At 35.8% G+C, this 14,779-nt stretch carries 19 protein-coding genes; 5 read left to right on the top strand and 14 right to left on the bottom strand.

Annotation, left to right across the window (positions count from 1 at the left end; all coding sequences use genetic code 11):
* Positions 1-225 precede the first annotated feature (225 nt).
* The 10 genes from IHV10_RS08195 to IHV10_RS22955 all read right to left on the bottom strand — a co-directional run bounded on the left by IHV10_RS08195 (position 226) and on the right by IHV10_RS22955 (position 7,648).
* The gene (locus IHV10_RS08195) at positions 226-807 is read right to left on the bottom strand and encodes a PepSY domain-containing protein (protein WP_197128108.1); all 582 of its coding nucleotides are present in this window, start codon (positions 805-807) and stop codon (positions 226-228) included.
* Between the two features lie 140 nt (positions 808-947).
* Positions 948-1,655, bottom strand: a complete 708-nt coding sequence (locus IHV10_RS08200; protein WP_197128109.1) for a PepSY domain-containing protein — start codon at positions 1,653-1,655, stop codon at positions 948-950.
* A 77-nt stretch (positions 1,656-1,732) separates the two neighbouring features.
* Positions 1,733-3,097: a sensor histidine kinase gene (locus IHV10_RS08205; protein WP_197128110.1), complete on the bottom strand. Its 1,365-nt coding sequence runs from the start codon at positions 3,095-3,097 to the stop codon at positions 1,733-1,735.
* A gap of 3 nt (positions 3,098-3,100) precedes the next feature.
* Positions 3,101-3,790, bottom strand: a complete 690-nt coding sequence (locus IHV10_RS08210; protein ID WP_197128111.1) for a response regulator transcription factor — start codon at positions 3,788-3,790, stop codon at positions 3,101-3,103.
* A gap of 176 nt (positions 3,791-3,966) precedes the next feature.
* Positions 3,967-4,479, bottom strand: a complete 513-nt coding sequence (locus IHV10_RS08215; RefSeq protein WP_197128112.1) for a DUF2199 domain-containing protein — start codon at positions 4,477-4,479, stop codon at positions 3,967-3,969.
* A gap of 25 nt (positions 4,480-4,504) precedes the next feature.
* On the bottom strand, positions 4,505-5,263 hold the full coding sequence (locus IHV10_RS08220; protein WP_197128113.1) for a DUF695 domain-containing protein: 759 nt from the start codon (positions 5,261-5,263) through the stop codon (positions 4,505-4,507).
* 56 nt (positions 5,264-5,319) lie between these two features.
* Positions 5,320-6,015 carry an HAD family hydrolase gene (locus tag IHV10_RS08225; RefSeq protein WP_197128253.1) on the bottom strand — a complete coding sequence of 232 codons (696 nt, stop codon included), beginning with the start codon at positions 6,013-6,015 and terminating at the stop codon, positions 5,320-5,322.
* A gap of 41 nt (positions 6,016-6,056) precedes the next feature.
* Complete coding sequence (locus tag IHV10_RS08230) at positions 6,057-6,713, bottom strand: GAP family protein (protein WP_197128114.1); 657 nt, start codon at positions 6,711-6,713, stop codon at positions 6,057-6,059.
* A gap of 12 nt (positions 6,714-6,725) precedes the next feature.
* The gene (locus tag IHV10_RS08235) at positions 6,726-7,484 is read right to left on the bottom strand and encodes a MerR family transcriptional regulator (protein ID WP_197128115.1); all 759 of its coding nucleotides are present in this window, start codon (positions 7,482-7,484) and stop codon (positions 6,726-6,728) included.
* Between the two features lie 29 nt (positions 7,485-7,513).
* Positions 7,514-7,648 carry a hypothetical protein gene (locus IHV10_RS22955; RefSeq protein WP_255551379.1) on the bottom strand — a complete coding sequence of 45 codons (135 nt, stop codon included), beginning with the start codon at positions 7,646-7,648 and terminating at the stop codon, positions 7,514-7,516.
* Positions 7,649-7,910: 262 nt separating this feature from the next.
* Between IHV10_RS22955 and IHV10_RS08240 the strand changes: the two genes are divergently transcribed.
* Both IHV10_RS08240 and IHV10_RS08245 read left to right on the top strand, forming a co-directional pair.
* Entirely contained in the window at positions 7,911-8,195 is a 285-nt protein-coding gene (locus IHV10_RS08240; RefSeq protein WP_197128116.1) for an AbrB/MazE/SpoVT family DNA-binding domain-containing protein, read from the top strand.
* Positions 8,196-8,465: 270 nt separating this feature from the next.
* The gene (locus IHV10_RS08245; protein WP_197128117.1) at positions 8,466-9,314 is read left to right on the top strand and encodes a mechanosensitive ion channel family protein; all 849 of its coding nucleotides are present in this window, start codon (positions 8,466-8,468) and stop codon (positions 9,312-9,314) included.
* Positions 9,315-9,374: 60 nt separating this feature from the next.
* Here IHV10_RS08245 and IHV10_RS08250 read toward each other — a convergent pair whose 3' ends face one another.
* Positions 9,375-9,911 carry a GNAT family N-acetyltransferase gene (locus IHV10_RS08250; RefSeq protein ID WP_197128118.1) on the bottom strand — a complete coding sequence of 179 codons (537 nt, stop codon included), beginning with the start codon at positions 9,909-9,911 and terminating at the stop codon, positions 9,375-9,377.
* Positions 9,912-10,081: 170 nt separating this feature from the next.
* Here IHV10_RS08250 and IHV10_RS08255 point away from each other — a divergent pair, with 170 nt between their 5' ends.
* The 3 genes from IHV10_RS08255 (at position 10,082) to IHV10_RS08265 (ending at position 11,492) form a co-directional block, all read left to right on the top strand.
* A complete protein-coding gene (locus tag IHV10_RS08255; RefSeq protein WP_197128119.1) occupies positions 10,082-10,288 on the top strand; it encodes a hypothetical protein in 207 nt (68 codons plus the stop codon).
* Between the two features lie 98 nt (positions 10,289-10,386).
* Positions 10,387-10,650, top strand: coding sequence for a hypothetical protein (locus tag IHV10_RS08260; protein WP_197128120.1), 264 nt, complete (start codon positions 10,387-10,389; stop codon positions 10,648-10,650).
* Between the two features lie 392 nt (positions 10,651-11,042).
* Positions 11,043-11,492 (top strand): GNAT family N-acetyltransferase, encoded by a 450-nt coding sequence (locus IHV10_RS08265; RefSeq protein ID WP_197128121.1) that lies wholly within the window; start codon positions 11,043-11,045, stop codon positions 11,490-11,492.
* A 66-nt stretch (positions 11,493-11,558) separates the two neighbouring features.
* Here the strand turns inward: IHV10_RS08265 and IHV10_RS08270 are convergent, their stop codons facing one another.
* The 3 genes from IHV10_RS08270 to IHV10_RS08280 all read right to left on the bottom strand — a co-directional run bounded on the left by IHV10_RS08270 (position 11,559) and on the right by IHV10_RS08280 (position 14,667).
* On the bottom strand, positions 11,559-12,398 hold the full coding sequence (locus IHV10_RS08270; protein WP_197128122.1) for a nucleotidyltransferase domain-containing protein: 840 nt from the start codon (positions 12,396-12,398) through the stop codon (positions 11,559-11,561).
* A gap of 308 nt (positions 12,399-12,706) precedes the next feature.
* Positions 12,707-13,456: a sulfotransferase domain-containing protein gene (locus tag IHV10_RS08275; RefSeq protein WP_197128123.1), complete on the bottom strand. Its 750-nt coding sequence runs from the start codon at positions 13,454-13,456 to the stop codon at positions 12,707-12,709.
* Between the two features lie 245 nt (positions 13,457-13,701).
* The gene (locus IHV10_RS08280; RefSeq protein ID WP_197128124.1) at positions 13,702-14,667 is read right to left on the bottom strand and encodes an arsenic resistance protein; all 966 of its coding nucleotides are present in this window, start codon (positions 14,665-14,667) and stop codon (positions 13,702-13,704) included.
* Positions 14,668-14,779: the final 112 nt, after the last annotated feature.

Below are 14,779 nucleotides of genomic sequence, written 5' to 3' on the forward strand. Positions count from 1 at the left end.
TTTTTAGATTTTTACCTTATTTAAGCGAATTTAAAACTTAACAAAGTTAGATATTTAAAGGGTTTATCTTGTTTTTTCCTCATGGGTATTTGCATTTTAAATGGTGAATTCTACTTGAAAACACAGAGAACGAAATGAACAGAAAAACAGTTGATAAAATTCTTACATACTCAAAAACGAGGCGCCTTTATTAGGCAGCCTCGTTTATTCTGGTGATTAAAGTGATTAATTGTTATCATTCTCATCAACGACAGCTTCACCTGTTACAGCATCTACGTTAACGTCTACATCCTTACCGTCTTTTTGAATCTCAAACTCGTAAACATAATCATCATCAAGACTCATTTCTTTTATAGTTCCAGAAACTTTTTTCAATGCAATGGACTGCGCTTGTTCAGAAGTGATCTTGATTTTTGCAGGATCTATCTGATCATCGCGATCCGAGCTATCATTGTCATCACCACTATTGTTATCGTCATCACCATCATCGTCGTTGTCATCTTGATCTTTCATACCTTCTTCAATTTTAGAGATCTTACCTGTTTCAGCCGCAATATCAAGATCGTATTCCTTTTCGCCGTTATAAACCTCAATCTCATATTTGTCTTTTAGACCATCTCGATCAAGTTCCATCTCGGTAATTGTTCCGCCTTTTGTTTTTTCTAAAGCGATGTCTTTTGCTTGTTTCTCTGAAATTACATTCTTAGCAGCAAACGCGCTAGGTGTGTTTTCTACATAAGTATATGTTCCTAATCCAATACCACCGACTAATACTGTACCTGCGATAATTTTTGTTAGTTTTTTCATTTGTTGTTTCCTCCTTGTTTTTAACTATAACCTTATAATAGACAGGTAAAATGAGAACAAAGAGAAGAGAAGATTAGAAAACGATGAGAAAAGCTGGTGTTTTTCTCAAAAAAATAAGAACGCTCTAGATTAGAGCATTCTTAGTCACTATCTTTTGTTTCCATCGTTACGGAGTTTACCTCACCTGAAAACGCATTTATGATTACTTGTGCTTCTTTCGTTTTCGTTTCAATCTCAACTTCATAAACGATCACACCGTCTTCATCATCTAACTCAATATCTGTGATGGTCCCTTTTACTTCTTTTAGGGCGATTTGTTTGGCATCTTCTTCTGTTATTTTTGTGTTCGGCTCAGCCGGTTCATCTCTAGATTCAACCTCGTTTTTACTCTTGATACCACCAGTTTTCCCGTTAATTTCCAAACGATATGTTTTCCCTTCATTCTGGACAGAAACAAGATAGACTTTGTTTTCTTCATTAAATTCAGCAGACATCACTTCACCGTGTTTGGCAGCTATTTTTTCTGCTTCATCCTTTGTTATACGTTTGCCTGAAGGTTCTCCATGTTCTGTTCGATTCATGTCGAGAATTTCTCCAGAAACCGCATCAGACCAGATCACATATACACCTTGTTCACTTTTCAACACTGTTTTGTATTGTCGTGTATCTTCTCTATTCGTTAATTCTGTAGATAGAATCTCTCCTGGATATTTTGCGCTTACGATTTGGTTCATTTTCTCTTTTTCTAATGTACTACCTTGGTTTCCGTTCACCCACTCTCTTGTTCCGAAGACAAGAAGGAGAATAACGACTATTATTCCAGAAATCATAGCTGTTTTTTTGTTCATACGTATTCCCCCTTTACATGAATTTTCTCATGTAAGAATGAAAGCTCCATAAGAATCAGATGAGAAAGTGATGAGAATTAACTCTGTTTCACAGGAATCTCCATTGTAACCGTTGTTCCCTTTCCTTCTTCACTCACCAGATGAAGCTTCCCTTGGTGAGCAGAAACGATTTGTTTCGCGATGGAAAGTCCTAGCCCTGCTCCACCTGTATCACGGCTCCTAGCTTGATCAACTCGAAAGAATCGATCATAGACTTTTTCGAGATTTTCTTTAGGAATGCCGATTCCATAGTCTGTTACGGAGATACTGACAGAGTTTCCTTGTTTGGTTAACTCCACTTCAATTGACTTCGAGCTATACTTAATGGCGTTATCTAAAAGGATGATAAGAACTTGCTTAAGTTTTAATGAATCACACTCTATATGGATTTCATTTATGTTGGATTGAACATGTATTTCACGTTCGTACGCCTTGTTCATATTCTTAGTTGCATTTTTAGCCATCTCAACCAACTCGGTTTGTTGAAGTTGCAGGTCCACTTGCGATTCATCTCTTGCCAAAATAAGCATTTGTTGGGTTAACTCTTTCATCCGAATGGATTCTGAGTGAATCGCTTCTACAGCTTCTTCTAAAATTTCTGGCCGACTTCCTCCCCAGCGCTTCAGCATTTTCGCATAGCTTTCAATTACAGTAAGCGGCGTTCTAAGTTCATGTGAAGCATCAGATACGAACTGTTCTTGCTTTTTGTAGTTGTTTTCAAGAAGATCCATCATATGGTTAAACGTTCTTGCCATCTTATTCAGCTCATCATTCGATTTCTTATTGATCGTGATCCGTTTATACGTCCCACGCTTCTGGTTTTCTTCCATCGTTCGCGTTAAGTTGCTGATGGGTACTAAAATCAACCGGCTCAAGAATCGCCCTCCCAAGTAAGAGGGGATTAAAATGAGTAATGTAGCTAGGATTAAAACGATTCTTAAGATCTGCATTGTGTTTGGAATGGATGCTTCTTTTTCGATCAACTGTAAAGAAACAACCTCCCCGTCCGTCCAAATGACCGGGTGTTGAGAAACCGTATATACCATTCCGTCTAACTTCTTAAAATCACTGTATTGATTCGATCTATAGATATGTTTGATTTCCTGAAGCTTATCGTCATCAGTAATTCTTGATGAAGTAGCGGCTACACGGTTTTCACTAGTAATAATACGAATCATTGAATCTGCAGGAAGGTAGGCACGCAAAAGCTGTGTCATGTTCATTTTTGTCTCAGATGACGTTTTAACCGCTTCTGTTAAGCTCTCCATTCTTGTCTCTGAACCTTCTAAAGCATTATCATATAGATTCTTTTGAAACAAAAGATAAATGCCACTATTCGTGATAAGTAGAATGATTAAAAGCCATACCGTTGAAAACAAGGTTATCCGATTTTTTATGTTCATGGGTTACTCCTTCATCGTGTAGCCTACTCCACGAATCGTATGAATATAGGGGTGCGAAAAGGTAGAATCAATCTTCTTTCGCAGATAACGTATGTAAACATCTACAACATTGGTATCGCCATAATAATCATAACCCCATACCTTAGATAAGATCTGGTCACGGTTTAATACCTGGTTTTTATTTCTCATCAAGAAAACAAGAAGATCAAACTCCCTTGGTGTTAACTCTACTAAGGAAGAATCTCGCTTAACTTCCCTTGTTTTCAAATCAACGGTCAGTTCACCTAGCTCAAACATTTCGCTTTCTTGATCTTCTGTGTAGTGTTGATTCATGCGGAGAAATGCACGGATTCTAGCTAACAGTTCTTCAATTTCGAACGGTTTAGTCACATAATCGTTTGCGCCAAGATCCAGCCCACTCACTTTATCTGGCAGGGCATCTCTGGCCGTTAATAAAATGATTGGAATATGACTACCAGTTGCTCTGATTCTTCTAAGAACCTCCAAACCACTTAGCTCAGGCAGCATCACGTCAAGTAGGATAAGATCCCACTTACCAGATTTAAACCTTTCTAATCCTTCCATGCCCGTCGTAGCTGTCTCCGTTTCGTATCCTTCGTGTTCTAGTTCAAGTTGAATGATTCTTGCTATCTTTTTCTCATCTTCAACAATCAGAATTTTTTCAGCGCTCATCGTTGTTCCTCCTAAGAAAGAAGCTTGTTAGCATTATTATAAAGGAAGTTTGTAGTAAGTCCACGAATGATTCCCTTTTATATGGAAAGTAATGAATCGACGAGATCCAATAAAAAAAGAGACCCAATGAATAAATTTATCAGATCTCTTACATAAACTTCTCTATAGACTTACTTTCATAGTTCACAAAGAAATTGAGCAATTTCTTTAACCCGATCCATTGTAATTCCTTGTAGTTGCTCAATCGATAATGGGTGATCAGTAGGCTCAAGCTCAATAAAAGGTCGCAAATTTTGTGAGCGGGTATGTACATTCGTTTTTAAATTTACCGTTTCAGGATACATGGGAAGATGTGTAGATAACCACCCAAACATCGGATCCAGTTGTTCACTATTTGGGTCATCCCATTGCTCTAAAGTACGTTCAAAGTTTTCTTTACTAAGTGACACCCATACACCCCATACAAAGAGTTCAGTAGATCCAATAATGGGAATCTCAATACAACCTCTTATGAAAAAATGTTCACCGTCCATTACACAAAAATCATTAGTAAGTTCAAAATGCTTTTTTCTCTCTTTTATTGTAGCTTCTTCATAATATACAGGTGCTTTAATTCCATAATTTAAGGGAAGTTCATCATGATATTTTCCACAACATGTGCATTGGTATCCGCTAACTAAATCTGTCATCAGATTGCTCCTCAATTAAAATAACTTACTTTTTAAGAACAACAGGAGATTCCCACCCGTCATATTCACCATTATGTTTCTGAGATATTTCGATAATCAGATTTGTAACACAATCGATCAAGTCGTAATCTACACCGTCTTCTCGAGAGATTTTGATGTTAAATGTTCCTTCTTCATTCTTTTCCTGTTCGAAATCCTCCGTTTTAAATCCTTCTTTAATAATGTCTTGTTCAAATGCTTTTAAATCTTTTAATGTACGAAACTCAATCCAATGCTGAATCTCTCTGAGTTGTTCTAGATCGTCATTTTCTTGCTCAAGCAATTCCACTAAATCACGGTTACTCATCTGTTGAAGATGAAATTCATTTGGATAAAGGAATTCGTAATAAAATGACCACGGTTCCTCTTCTTCTATACTTGAGATTTCCGTTTCGTATTTATTATTATCAAAAATAGCGAATGTCAGTTTATCTATAATTTTGATCTGTTTTTCTTTTTTAGCGTAATAGAAGAATTCTCGTGTTCCATTCGTAGTTAATCGTCCAACTTGAATGATATCTTTATCATACAATTTTTCCATCAAATCGTATTCAAGCTCACCAAGTAATTCATCTTCTAATTCTTCAGGGAAACCTAACTCAGTAGGGGACTTAATAGTAAGTTTTACTGTAAACAACCAATTGTATTTCTTAATATTAATTTCTTCAGTTACATCCAAATCAACAACAAATGAAGCAAGATTCCCATCCAATTCATCGATATAAAATTTCCAGTTATCAGACATGTGATGACTCCTCCTTTTCTTAAGTATACGAAGGGCTAATATTTCTATCTATAGTTCTATTTTCCTGATGAAAAATGGTATTCACCTAATCTATTACATTCCTGAATAACTAAAGGAATTTCCAACAAACCATCCACAATATAATCCGCTTCAACATCTTCCCAATGAGCATCTCTCTTCCAAATCCCTTTCATCCCACCATCTTGCGCAGCTTTTACATCATTCTCAGGATGATCACCTACAAAAATAGCCTCATTAGGAGATACTTGTAGTTGCTTTAAGGCTACATTAAAAATTCGAGGATCTGGTTTCTTTATCCCTTCCCATTCAGAAATTAATATCACATCAAAATATTCTTTGATTCCTAATGCATTTATATTATCAATCTGAAATTGTCCGAATCCGTTTGAAATGATTCCTAGCTTGAAGTTATTACGTTTTAAATCCTCTAACATTTCAATAAGATGAGGAAAAGGAAGGCAGTGGTTCTTAAATTCATTTATGTAATCAGAAAGAAGATCTTCCCACGAAGGTTCAGGTAATGAAAATTCATAAACGATCTGCTGATATACTTTATCCTTCCAAACATATCCTCGGTTATCTAATTCTATAAATCGTTTAACATACATGTTCTTCGTTACATAAACTTTTAGCTGCGGAAATCTGTTGTATTGTTCCTCAATAAATAGTTTCACAGACTCATCCCGATCTAATAGTGTACCATCTAAATCAAACATAACAGCTTTTATCATTTGTAGCACACACTCCCCTAGTATCATTTTTTTTACATTGCTTATAAATAATCCAAACTATTAAAAATCAGTATGATTCCAACGATACACATGATCCATGAAAGAGCTGAACCAGAATTCTTAACCAGGCTTTCACGTAGAATTTTTAAAGGTTTATCCATCCATCTACCAAACAAAAGGTAAATGAAATACAACAAGAGCGGTGGCAAAACCATGATTAAATTGTATCCAGCTAATATAGAAACCCATTCCACACTTGAAAGATTAGTAGTAGATAAAATACTAATCGCTGCAAAGTAAGGAAAAGCGGTTCCTACTTCAATAAGTGAAGTAGACAACCCAAGAATTAAGATAGAAATCAAACGTTTAGACTTTGGAGTAGGCAGATCCGCATTTTTCTTTTGGGGAACATAGAAACTCGCAATAAACAAAATGGCTCCAATGAGAAAGATAATCCAACTTATGGTTTGATTTTGAAAAATGTTAGAGACACTTTCAATCAAAGTTGATATTCCTAACATGAGTGAAACACCGACTATAAAATAAAAACCAGCAACGGTTACTAGGTAGAAGAAAATACGGGATGTTCGTTTCTCTTTCTCATTTAAAAGGAGATATACCGTGACCCCTATTGTCGAAGGACTTAGCATATCTAATACAGCTAACCCACCAATTAAAAGAAGTAAATCTACAGTCACCAAATTCCTCCTCTATTCAGAATGAGCTTCAGCCTTTTTCGTTATAAATATTTCATAAGCGGAGTTCATGAATTGAAGTACATCTTGATCAATGGGATATAACCCCAGTTTTTCTGATTCTGTTTCTGACATCCTCATTTCCCATAATTTATCTATGAATTCCTTTTCACCATCAAATGCTTCTAGTCTCTTTTCTTCCATTCTTCTAATAATGTTTTGAACCTTAGGAGAACTTGGGTCTGTATGTACAAACCGTTTTAACTGCCCAATAAGAGCAATCCATTCTAAAGAATCTGCGTTGTCGCTAGTCATGTTTGGAACCTTCTCCCAAAGCAATAATTCTCTTTCTTTAAACAATGATTTTCTATATTTCTGCTGAAGTTCTTTATTGTTATTGGCTAATTGCATAACCTTTTGTATGGCAATCTCATTATTCTCATCTTCAATTGCCATGCCATGTATTAACTCCCGTAGCGCACTCTCCATTTTGTTTAAGTTTTCTTGCTCTTGTTTTATATAAGAAAGTTGATTTCTTAGGCTATCTGACCAATCCCAGTCACTCGAATTCAGCATGTTCTTAATCTCGTTTAAACGAAACCCAATCTTTTTCATGAATTGAATCTGTTGTAACTTCTTTAAATCACCATTGCTATAGAGACGATGTCCGCCTTCCGTTTTGGATGTTGATTGTAATAATCCTATCTGATCGTAGTGCCGCAGAGTTCTGACGGTGACCCCTGTCATCTCACTTACCTTATGAATGTGCAGCAATTGATAAACCCACCTCTCAAGATCTATTGTTATTTTATATAAGTGTTCAGCAAGTAACCTGCTCCTAAACCAATGAGAACACCAGCAAACGCTTGATCTATAATTAAACCAACACCAGCTCCGATAATGACACATCCATAGATAACAACATCTTCACGTTTCATCTCATCATCCTTTTTATGTAAGTCGTTATCTATTAGTATACAAAATGACGTTACGTCAGTTTCAAGTGTTAATCAGCATTTATTTCATAATGAGTGGAGAAATTAAAAATAAAAGCAATATTGCTCCTCTTTTCAATTATCAATACACTTTCTTCATAATCAATTAATATTGAACATTATAGAGATATTATGGTAACATTTATAAAAATAAACAAATAAGTATAAGTATACATAATTTGGAATTTATTTAAGGGGTGACACGATGTCAGTTGTACTAAATAAATTTTACGACAACAAGAAAGGATATTTTCACCTCCCTGTTGTATGGCGAGAAGAATTTCAGTTTCAAATTGGAGAAAAAGTAGGCGTAGATGTTGAAGACGGAAGAATTATCATTGATAAGACAAATGCAAGACGGTTTACTCCAATAATCGGAGTCAAAGGAAGACTTACAATTCCGATTGAAATTAGACAAGAATTAAAAAGCCATACGTATCAATTAATCGCGATACAAGAAACCGAACAGTTTGTTTTAATACCAGCATAGTAAAAGCTACATCGCTAATATAGGATCGTAAAAAGTACATAGGAATACAAAACGATTTCTATAATTGAAATCGTTTTTAGTTTGAACTATTTTGTAAACAAATTATACTAATTAACGCGTGAGTAACATTTTTGAAGTTTTGTATATCAACTATTCAATGATTGACCTTTCTCTCATTATGTTTTAATTTAAAATCCGTTCACCAACGGAAAATAATTTTGCTTATTAACCGCATTCTATTGGTATAGTGTAAGAGTGGGAGTTGAAAGAATGTTTAACTTAGAATTATTTAACAAGTTACCTGTGAAAATTTTAATTGTAGCCGTTTTAATTGTAGTAACCGCTTATTTTATCCGGAAATCTGTTCAGCTTTTCTTTGACAAGACGAGTTTTCTAGATGAAAACCGTGAAGAAACGTTAATGCATTTTACAGATCAAGTTCTGAAAGTCATCGGTTTGGTGTTCTTCTTCATTTATGTCCTAAGCCATTTCTATGATCTAACTAGACTCGTTACTGGTTCGGTCGTTGTAGCCGGTGCCCTGGCATTGATCTTCCAGCATATTATCCGTGATTATATTATGGGACTTGCTTATCTGTTTGAGAGACAGATCAACCTAGGCGATTATGTCATCATCAACGGCAACAGACAAGGGAAAATAGAAGAGATCAGCATGCGTCACCTCAAGATTCGTCAATACGACGGTTATCTCTATACCGTTTCCTACGGAAGTATCAATGAACTTCAGAACGGTAACCGTGGCATGCGCCGTGTGAACGAAAGTCTTATTCTAAACTATAGACAAAACCCTGACGAGGCTTTTAAAGTGATGGAAGAAGTCGCAAGAACGTGCAACGAGAAATATAGTGATTACCTATTAAAGGATTTGAACGGTGAACCAGTTGAGGGTTTTAAGTTCAACCAAATTACCGAATTAAATGTAGATTATAAAGGACACCGATATTCACTTTCTGGTCTCGTAAAGGAAGCTTATTTTGTAGATGCAAGTAAGCGAGTAAGGTATGAATTAGCACTTGCCGCATATGTAAATCAGTTGGCGATGGCTGAGAATGGTGAAATGGAATTGGATAAAAACACCGATTCCCAAGCATCTCATTAAGAAAAAAGTTTAATGAATGCAGGCTTTAAGGATTGCCGCCTGCATTCATACCTATTAAATTTATATATCCTCATCATTAATAATGGCAAGTACCTGATGATCTTCCCACCTGCCATTAATCTTCACATTTTTCTTAGAAACTCCTTCTTTATGAAATCCGTTTTTCATTAATAATTTGATTGAGCCGATATTGTGAGGCATCACTTCTGCTTCTAGCCGATGAAGTTTAAGCTCTTTAAACGCAAAGTCTATTATAAGCGGAAGAGCTTCTGTCATATAACCTTTACCGTTATGAACCATATCAAGAGAATAACCTACCATTCCTTTTTGCGCAGGTCCTCTTTCAATCTTGAACAGACCAATCTGTCCGATTAGTTCATGAGTTTCATGAAGAAAAATTCCAAAAGAGTACCCAAGACCGCTTTCTCTTCGTTCCTCAATTTCTTTTAAGCGTCTTTCTTGCCCATCTAACGAATAAAAATCTGAATCCCGCTCTGGTGCGTATTGTTGAAAAAATTCCTTGTTCCTACTTTCAATATCAAATAAAGATTGTAGATTAATTATTGTTAGAGGCTTAATATATATGTTCTTCATCATGTATCCCCCATGCTTGATAGTTACCTTATTTACGTTCAACTTAGCTTAAATAAATCCTCTTAGTTTGAAGTTGACGCTTCGATGTTTAACACATGTACAAAATATGTAGAAGTTTAATTAAAGTAATGATATATTATTATAAACATAAAGACTCTATAGGAGAGACAATGATGACTACAAAATTAAATACGTGGATACTAAAACACAATCTAGATCTACAATGGCTGCAAGAAGCTAGTAAGTTTCCTTCCTATCAAGTGCAGAAACTGTTAAATGACCCCCTCTACAAACCAGACGGTACTACGATGAGAATTGTACTAAGTATTGTAAAAAAGAAAGAGGACACAGCGAAATTAAGTGATTTTTGGGATGTTTAAATAAATTTCTAACACATTTTGAGTAAAATAGTGACTTGTCTAGATCATTTTACCCTCCAACTGCATCTACTAAAGTATGAAATGTAGGAGGTGCTATCTTGGGTAAAGACAAGCATTGTAAGAAAAAGAAGAAAAAAGTAATCTGTTGTGATCCTGTTTATATCATTGAGGATTCATATACAGAGAAAGAAGTTACTTTCGTTCATCCGATCATTCGTGTAAAACGTGAACACATTAAGTATGTTCGCCGTGACGTGTATGAGGAGAAAGTAATCAACGAAGTAATCGATCCTGGTTCTCCAACTAAATGCGATTGCAATAAAAAACACAAAAAATGTAAGAAAAAAAGCAAAAAGAAGTAGTTTCTAAGTATAATTACTCTTTCTGAATGGAACCCCCGACATTATGTTTCGGGGGTTTTGCTTTGTTTTGAGATAGAAGTTTTTACGGTATGTGTTTTTATAAGTCTTACACGTTGGCCGATAAATGAGGTGTTACCACCTGTAAAATTGTCCCCATCACCTTCGTTGTACAAAACTTCACCGGCAAATGAATCTTAACCACCTAGGCGTTGGAGCTGACCACCTGAAGTGGCACAAGCCACATAGAATTTTGGCATTAGTATGCTACACTCTCCTGTTAAATACCTCACTAAAAATTTATTTTCTATAGAAACAAGTAATTCTTGATTTGATATACTGTTAACGTACATAAAATTCAAATTTTCTATCAAATATAGGAGTTGAGAGAACAAATGAATGATAATTTTAAGGTAATTGTTGGTGAAGGTAATGCAGAGTTAGATCAACGACTTTCTGATGAATTAGATAAAGTGAACGCTGCAGCTACGGCTGGCATCTCTCCTGCTCGGGAGCTGACGGTACAAATTGTAGATCATTGTGGTCAGCTTGCAGCCGGTATGAGTGGATGGACTTGGGGCGTAGCTGCTGGTATCGCGATGACATGGGTCCGTGAAGATGTGAGAAAAGACGGTCTAGGCACAAAATTGCTACATGATTTTGAACAAGAAGCTCTAGAACGAGGTTGTACACACGTATTTACTACTTCATTCACATTTCAAGCACCTGGTTTCTATGAACGACATGGCTATGATGAACTGTTTCGTTGGGAAGGATTACCGACTCCAAATGCGGCAGACATTCATTTTCGCAAAGAGTTAGTCCCCTATAACAGAAAAAGGTAAGCTGATCTATCTCATAGGAAAATGATACCTAACTCGCTTGTTAGGTGTATGGTGAAAACCTATACCTTAGTGTTTATGAACTAAACTTTCTACCTCTTGCACAATTTTCTTGAATTTTTCCACTTCACCATACAAATTATCTTGTTTATTAGTAATTGATTCAAAAATATCATTAATGCGAAGCTCAAGATTCTCAGGAGTATATCTAAAGCGACTTGCTAACTTGATAGCTCCTTTTTCATTTATAAGAAACATTTCATTCAGAGCAAATAACACTTGAGTTAGACAAGAGGCACATCGAAAAAAGCAACCTGAGATATACGAAAGGTCATTAATAACGACCCCCTTCTTAGCATTTTCCAATGAGAAATTTGCTTCCCAAAAAAACTGATTAATGATCGCTTTCTTTAACGCTTTGGGATAAGGAACGGTATAAGACTTTAGCTTCTCTATTTTTTCATAGGGGTCCCATAAAGGTTTGCAAATGGCTATCTCTCCAAAGTAAATAGAATTTTGAAAGCCGTGTGGATGCCCAGGTTGATAATCTATTGAGATATTCCCAGCAATACAATCTTCAACAACGGTAGAAATTATGTTTAGATCCCGATATAAAAAATCCACTGGCATATTATTCACCTTTAACCAACCACCACCATTGATCCAAGGTCCCCATTCTCCAATTGGAGTAACTAAACCTTCTCTATGGAAGTCATCAATTTCTGAAGCAATTTCATCTAGTTTTTTTATATCAAACGAATCAGCCGAACGATAATAGATTCCAATATCAATATCTGAAGCTTGAGTATGTGTGTCCTTCGCTCTAGATCCGCCGAGGACAATCGCTTCTACTCCTGGCACTTCCTTCACACGGTCTACAATATCTTTGATAATCAAGTTTGTACTCAATTGTTCACACTCCTATCAACAAAAATGAAATAGTAAAATGATTATTTAAACAAGGATAACTACATCAATTTAATTCTTGAACTTTAATTCTTTGGCACTTTACTTTTTCGATTTAGCTTTCTATAATCCTTTTAAAGTCGTGAATGGAACAATGAAACACAAGAACATGCCACTTTACTACTATAAATCTACATAAAGAAATGGTTTTGCCCTACATAACCAATACATAAACAAAAAACCAGGCAGCTAAGCAAATATAGACTAGCTGACTGGTTGCATAATTTTTGGTTTGTGATTGAGGTAATTACTTACCAAAGTAAATCTGATTCATATCCTAATTCAATGAGTAATTGGCCAGCATTTTCCTTAAATGCAAGGGTAATCTCTTCGTCAAACTCCTCTTTCCAGTTGCCAATCGTTCCTTTTCTAAACGTAGCGGAGTCTTGAGTTGATATGTTTTCTTTTGCACGTTTAATTATGGTATGATCGATGCTCTCTTTATCCTCTTCTGTAACAAACTGAACGATCTTCTGAACCGATTCGTCTAATGATCCTTCACTCCTTAGTAGATTTTCAAACTTAATGGAAAGCACGTTAGGTGCAGATAACCATCCTTTAAATTCAGAAAACCAATCGTGAATATCCTGATGACCCAATTCAGGAATTCCTCTTATGATCGATAGCATTCGTTCTTTTTTGGACAGCTGCTTATTCTTGAAATATTGATGAAGTGGAGCATTTACCTTCTCAATATAATAATTATAAGAGACCACAACATCTCGCAAGTCTCGATATAGAAAAATCTGTTTCATATTGAGAGCTTGTAGAAGACTTGCCCATGATGCGGAATAATAGATATGCCCTGACAAAAACTCATTATTGCTTAGTTTCTCTAACTCACGCTGATGTTCAGCCAATTGTGCAGAAACACCTTCGTAAAGATGCAGGTTTTGATCAAATGTTATTGAGTGAATACCTGTTAATATTTGAAACATAAGATGTGTTCCACTTTTTGGAAACGAATTAAAGAAAAAAGGACTTATTGTTTTTTTATTCATTTTTATAGATCACCTTTTCTATTTACATGACATGCCTTATATATCTTATTCGTTCGTCTCCTAAACGCTTGTACAACTGCCTGAAATCTCATACTTCTATGCGTGAAAAATAATTTTATACATACATACACTTTTACCGTTCAACGCACGAAAGATATAGAGCAAGACCTTAACCCCTAATTGTTAGCAAGATGAAACCATGGAAAAGGCAGGGATACGCTCCCTGCCTTTTTTCTGTGCACCTTTTATTTAGGATCTCTTAAAATCCATTTTGGCACTATTTTAATGTAGATTAATTCTCCAATCAGCTCAACAATCGTTTGCGTCACAATCACTGCTGCCGCTAATGTTCTCCAAGACTCTGGTAACGCAAGCGCTAACGGAAGAACGACAAGAGAATTTCTTGTTCCCATGCTGAAGATTAGTGCTCTTCCTGCACCTATATCTAAAGTGAATACGCGTGCGATAAAGCGAGAAACAATTGGCATGATGATTAAGAAGAATAGATAAATTGGTACTACTTGAACGATACTATTAAAATCATTGTAGACTTTTCCTATTTGTGAAGCGACTATGACGAATAAGACAAGAGCCATAAACGGGACAGGTAACCATGCTGTCATGTTTAATGCTTTATCACCAATGGTCTGTTTTCTCGCCCATAGTTGTGTAAGAACCGCTAATAACAAAGGCACCACGATCAATAAGAAAAAGGCTTCTAAAAATGGTCCGATCTGAACGATTGACATCACCTCTTTACCGATAAATAACCATAGATAAAGAGGAAGCAACACCATCTGGACAACAAACAAAATAGGTGTTGCCGCTAGAATCAGTTTTTCGTTTCCTTTTCCTAGCTGAGTAAAGACGATGACATAATCAATACACGGAGTAAGAAGAACTAAGCAAATCCCCAATACGATTGGTGCAGGCAGTGGGAAAATGGAAATTAGACCCCAAACTATGATGGGTACGATTACGAAATTTCCGATTAGCAAAGCTATCATAAATCTGACGTTTGAAACAGCTTCTCTTATCTTTAAGAAAGGAATCTGGGCGAACATCCCGTACATGAGGATAGCGATTAGTGGAGAGATTGTCCATTGAAGTCCAGCTCCGAAATTTTCAAAGGTAAGACCGGTAAAGCCACCTATTAGTAAAGATATACCATAAATCCATATTTGTTGATTTTCTAGACCTTCCCTCGTCATGTAATATCTCCTTCTATTCCAAAACTTCGTCGTGAAGTTTATGTAAATTACATTCAATAACTTTTAAATTATTAATATACCATTTCCATTATCAATAAAAAAGAACCGCCTT

It is taken from the genome of Fictibacillus sp. 5RED26 (assembly GCF_015903895.1).
GTDB lineage: Bacteria > Bacillota > Bacilli > Bacillales > Fictibacillaceae > Fictibacillus > Fictibacillus phosphorivorans.

Coding starts and splice junctions, on each gene's coding strand:
- IHV10_RS08195 (WP_197128108.1), bottom strand. CDS start 807: ATGAAAAAACTAACAAAAATTATCGCAGGTACAGTATTAGTCGGTGGT.
- IHV10_RS08200 (WP_197128109.1), bottom strand. CDS start 1,655: ATGAACAAAAAAACAGCTATGATTTCTGGAATAATAGTCGTTATTCTC.
- IHV10_RS08205 (WP_197128110.1), bottom strand. CDS start 3,097: ATGAACATAAAAAATCGGATAACCTTGTTTTCAACGGTATGGCTTTTA.
- IHV10_RS08210 (WP_197128111.1), bottom strand. CDS start 3,790: ATGAGCGCTGAAAAAATTCTGATTGTTGAAGATGAGAAAAAGATAGCA.
- IHV10_RS08215 (WP_197128112.1), bottom strand. CDS start 4,479: ATGACAGATTTAGTTAGCGGATACCAATGCACATGTTGTGGAAAATAT.
- IHV10_RS08220 (WP_197128113.1), bottom strand. CDS start 5,263: ATGTCTGATAACTGGAAATTTTATATCGATGAATTGGATGGGAATCTT.
- IHV10_RS08225 (WP_197128253.1), bottom strand. CDS start 6,015: ATGATAAAAGCTGTTATGTTTGATTTAGATGGTACACTATTAGATCGG.
- IHV10_RS22955 (WP_255551379.1), bottom strand. CDS start 7,648: ATGAAACGTGAAGATGTTGTTATCTATGGATGTGTCATTATCGGAGCT.
- IHV10_RS08240 (WP_197128116.1), top strand. CDS start 7,911: ATGTCAGTTGTACTAAATAAATTTTACGACAACAAGAAAGGATATTTT.
- IHV10_RS08245 (WP_197128117.1), top strand. CDS start 8,466: ATGTTTAACTTAGAATTATTTAACAAGTTACCTGTGAAAATTTTAATT.
- IHV10_RS08250 (WP_197128118.1), bottom strand. CDS start 9,911: ATGATGAAGAACATATATATTAAGCCTCTAACAATAATTAATCTACAA.
- IHV10_RS08255 (WP_197128119.1), top strand. CDS start 10,082: ATGACTACAAAATTAAATACGTGGATACTAAAACACAATCTAGATCTA.
- IHV10_RS08265 (WP_197128121.1), top strand. CDS start 11,043: ATGAATGATAATTTTAAGGTAATTGTTGGTGAAGGTAATGCAGAGTTA.
- IHV10_RS08275 (WP_197128123.1), bottom strand. CDS start 13,456: ATGAATAAAAAAACAATAAGTCCTTTTTTCTTTAATTCGTTTCCAAAA.
- IHV10_RS08280 (WP_197128124.1), bottom strand. CDS start 14,667: ATGACGAGGGAAGGTCTAGAAAATCAACAAATATGGATTTATGGTATA.